The organism is Shewanella sp. TC10, assembly GCF_009663145.1.
Taxonomy (GTDB): domain Bacteria; phylum Pseudomonadota; class Gammaproteobacteria; order Enterobacterales; family Shewanellaceae; genus Shewanella.
Map to the genome: position 1 here is coordinate 1 of NZ_VKHR01000106.1, position 3,577 is coordinate 3,577.

Sequence of the window (3,577 nt, forward strand, 5' to 3'; positions counted from 1 at the left end):
CGGGCTAATTGGATAATTGCCAGCGACGCAATTGTAAGTATTAGTTAATAATAGAATTACATATCAGCCGCTACTTTTTGCATAGCTCGTAATAAGGAGTTTGACACCAGTCAACTCCGTGGCAAAAAGCAGCGGCTTTTTGTCTTACTTTCGGCAGTAACGCTACTATCGCCAACAACGCTACTATCGCCAACAACGCTACTATTACAWSTWGCCAATCACTAAAACAACCGCCAATACTAATAACGCAGCAATCGCCAGTACCGTGCGTTCAATCAATCTCACCATGGCTTGCAGCCGCTCTAGCCATTCAATGTCTAAACGACCAAAACTCACTTCCGGTTCACGCTCAAGCTTTTCAAGTAATTGCCTCGCACCTTCAGGGCTGGAATGACGCTCTAAAGGGGTCACGACAACCACTGCAGGTAAAGGGTTACTGTCTAAATAAGATAGTGCTTCACCAAAACCTGAAAGACGTTGGAATTCTTCTAGGGCTTGATCCCGATTGATGTAATGCACCACATCCACTTCGGCGTAAACATTAATCCGTGAAATCAGACTTTGTATTGATTGTTCACTGCGGCCTTCATTAATGAATAATGAAATCTCAGCAGCGTTATCCCAAGACTGGGTAATATTTTCAGCATTTTTAACCAGTACTTGCAGTGCTGCCGGCAAGCTCAAGCTGACACCAAGAACCGCCATAGTCATCACTGAAGACACTGGATTACGCCACAGTTCACCGATGCTTGCCATGGCTTGCTGTACGTGGCGAACAAAAAACATGACCAAGCGCCCAGTAAAAGGCAGCTTGCTGGCAGTAATTTTAACTTTATTGGTCATTAAATCTGCCCCTGACTTTCAGCTGAATAGATTTCATCACCACCCAGCATTTTGCCTTGGCGCAGAGTTAACGTGCGGTATTTCATTCGTGCAATTAATCCCAAGTCATGGGTCGCGATAAGCACACTGGTACCAGCATCATGAAAGGTTTCAAATAAACGTAGGATATCCATCGATAACTTAGGGTCTAAGTTACCTGTTGGCTCATCAGCAAGGAGTAAAGGAGGTTTATTCACAATCGCACGAGCAATACCAACACGTTGTTGTTCACCACCCGATAGCATTACGGGTAAGTGACGTTCCTTGCCATAAAGGCCAACCATGTCTAGCGCGCCAGCAACACGTTTACGAATTTCACCGTGAGAAAAGCCTTCAATCACCAATGGCAGCGCGACATTATCGAAAACGCTCTTATCCATTAATAAGTGATGGTTTTGAAAAATCATGCCGATATTACGGCGAAGGTACGGCACATGCTTTTTACCAAGTTTGGCAATATCATGGCCGTTAATAGAGACTTTACCCGCACTAGCACGCTCAATCACGGTGATCAATTTGAGCAAGGTACTTTTACCTGCGCCAGAATGTCCGGTTAAAAAGGCCATTTCACCTTGTTGAAGATGAAAGTTAACTTCTGAGAGTGCTTTTTGGCCACCCGGATATATCTTACTGACTTGCTCAAAATGGATCATATGTGACTATTCTGCCTTATCCTGACTAAATAATGCTTCGATAAAATCGTTTGAATTAAAGGTACGTAAGTCATCAATTTGTTCACCCACACCAATATGGCGGATAGGGATATTAAACTTATCTGCAATCGCGAAAATAACCCCGCCTTTTGCCGTACCATCTAACTTACTTATGGTGATACCTGTAACGCCGACTGCCTCTTGGAAAAGTTGAGCTTGGCTAATGGCATTCTGGCCTGTACTTGCATCTAAAGTTAACATCACTTCATGAGGCGCATTCGGGTCTAGTTTCTTCATGACGCGAACCACTTTCTTAAGCTCTTCCATCAAGTGACCTTTGTTTTGCAAACGCCCTGCAGTATCGGCAATTAATACATCAACATTACGTGCTTTCGCCGCTTGCAGAGCATCAAATAGTACTGAGGCACTATCTGCACCAGTATGCTGGGCAACCACAGGGATTTCATTGCGCTGTCCCCAAACTTGTAATTGCTCAACTGCTGCAGCTCGGAAGGTATCACCCGCAGCTAACATGACAGATTTGCCTTGTTTTTGATACTGTTTTGCTAATTTACCAATGGTGGTCGTTTTACCCACGCCGTTAACACCGACCATTAAAATAACAAATGGGCCATCGGTATTTTCTGGCACTAATGGAATCGCGACTGGATCTAGGATGGTTTGCATTTCATCACGCATCAAATCATACAATGCTTCAGCATCTTTTAGCTGTTTACGTGATGCACTGTCAGTCAGGCTGTCGATAAGACGTGTTGTGGTTTCTACACCAACATCTGCAATTAATAGTTGTTCTTCTAGCTCTTCAAACAACTCATCATCGATTTTTTTACCACTGAAGATCCCCATAAAACCGCTACCAATGTTTTCACTGGTACGTTTAAGACCACGCTTTAATCGGGCAAAAAGGCCTTCTTTAACGGGTTTAGCTTGAGGCTCTGATACTGTTTCTTCAGTTTGAGTTGCTTCATCTTCAAGGCGCTGCGCTTCTAGACGTTCAGCTTCAGCACGCTCAGCTTCTTCTTGTGCTAACTGCTCTTCTGCTAAGCGAGTTTGTTCAGCAACGCGTTGTTGCTCAGCTAATCTATCAGCTTCGATCTTTTCTTGAGCCGCTTGTTCAATAGCTTTCTGCTCGGCAGCAAGGCGCTCAGCTTCTATTCTTTGCGCTTCAGCTTTTTCTGCAGCTACACGCTCAGCTTCTAAACGGGCTAACTCGACGCGCTCAGCTTCCAATCGTTCCGCTTCGAGTCTTTCTTGTTCAAGGCGGTTTTGCTCTTCAACACGCTGTTGTTCAGCTAAACGCTCTGCTTCAGCAAGTTCTGCTGCTTTTTGTTCTGCTGCAAGACGTTCAGTTTCCAAACGTTCTGATTCTAAGCGCTCTGCTTCAGCTTTATCGGCTGCAGCTTGTTCTTGAGAAGCTTTTTCTTGAGAAGCTTGCTCTTGAGAAGAATGATCGGCAACTTGTTGCTCAACAGCCGTTTGCTCAGAGGTTTGTTCTACACTTGTAGTATCGATTTGCTCTTGTGCGTTCTCGGTTGTAACGTTCTCTTGTTCTTTGGTTTTGTCTTTACGAAACCACGAAAAAAAACCTTTCTTTGCCATGTCTACTACCAGTGCTTATTGAGCTAAAAAATTCGGAAAAATATTCTCGATAACCTATTACCTATAATGTCAGAAGGATTGCTCACCTTTACGCATCAGTTTGGTATAAAATATCGAGTATTCTAATTGGTTGCATAGTCTACCACTTTCTTTGTTCAGGCAAAATCACGAGGGCAAAATGTCCAAAAATAAGTCCGCCAGCGGCCAAGTCAGGATCATTTCAGGACAGTGGCGTTCACGAAAACTTCCTATTCATGATCTTGAAGGTCTTCGTCCAACCACAGATCGTGTACGTGAAACACTATTCAATTGGTTGGCTGGTGATATCAGTGGTGCAAGAGTATTGGATTGCTTTGCGGGAAGTGGCGCACTCAGCCTGGAAGCATTATCACGCTATGCAAGCGTACGCTTGCATAGCKTGA

At 44.1% G+C, this 3,577-nt stretch carries 3 protein-coding genes and 1 pseudogene; 1 reads left to right on the top strand and 3 read right to left on the bottom strand.

What is annotated here, in order from left to right; genetic code table 11:
* Positions 1–213: 213 nt before the first annotated feature.
* The 3 genes and pseudogenes from FNZ24_RS21165 to ftsY form a co-directional block, all read right to left on the bottom strand.
* Positions 214–843, bottom strand: a pseudogene (locus FNZ24_RS21165) (cell division protein FtsX); the annotation flags it as partial.
* Positions 843–1,535 (bottom strand): cell division ATP-binding protein FtsE, encoded by a 693-nt coding sequence (ftsE, locus tag FNZ24_RS21170; protein WP_153916778.1) that lies wholly within the window; start codon positions 1,533–1,535, stop codon positions 843–845. The gene ftsE and the pseudogene FNZ24_RS21165, both read right to left, overlap by 1 nt.
* 6 nt (positions 1,536–1,541) lie before the next feature.
* Positions 1,542–3,155 carry a signal recognition particle-docking protein FtsY gene (gene ftsY / locus FNZ24_RS21175; RefSeq protein ID WP_153916780.1) on the bottom strand — a complete coding sequence of 538 codons (1,614 nt, stop codon included), beginning with the start codon at positions 3,153–3,155 and terminating at the stop codon, positions 1,542–1,544.
* A gap of 178 nt (positions 3,156–3,333) precedes the next feature.
* Here ftsY and FNZ24_RS21180 point away from each other — a divergent pair.
* Positions 3,334–3,577, top strand: a 244-nt coding sequence (locus FNZ24_RS21180) for an RsmD family RNA methyltransferase (RefSeq protein WP_194945121.1), incomplete at its 3' end; no start/stop codon positions are given.

Coding starts and splice junctions, on each gene's coding strand:
- ftsE (WP_153916778.1), bottom strand. CDS start 1,535: ATGATCCATTTTGAGCAAGTCAGTAAGATATATCCGGGTGGCCAAAAA.
- ftsY (WP_153916780.1), bottom strand. CDS start 3,155: ATGGCAAAGAAAGGTTTTTTTTCGTGGTTTCGTAAAGACAAAACCAAA.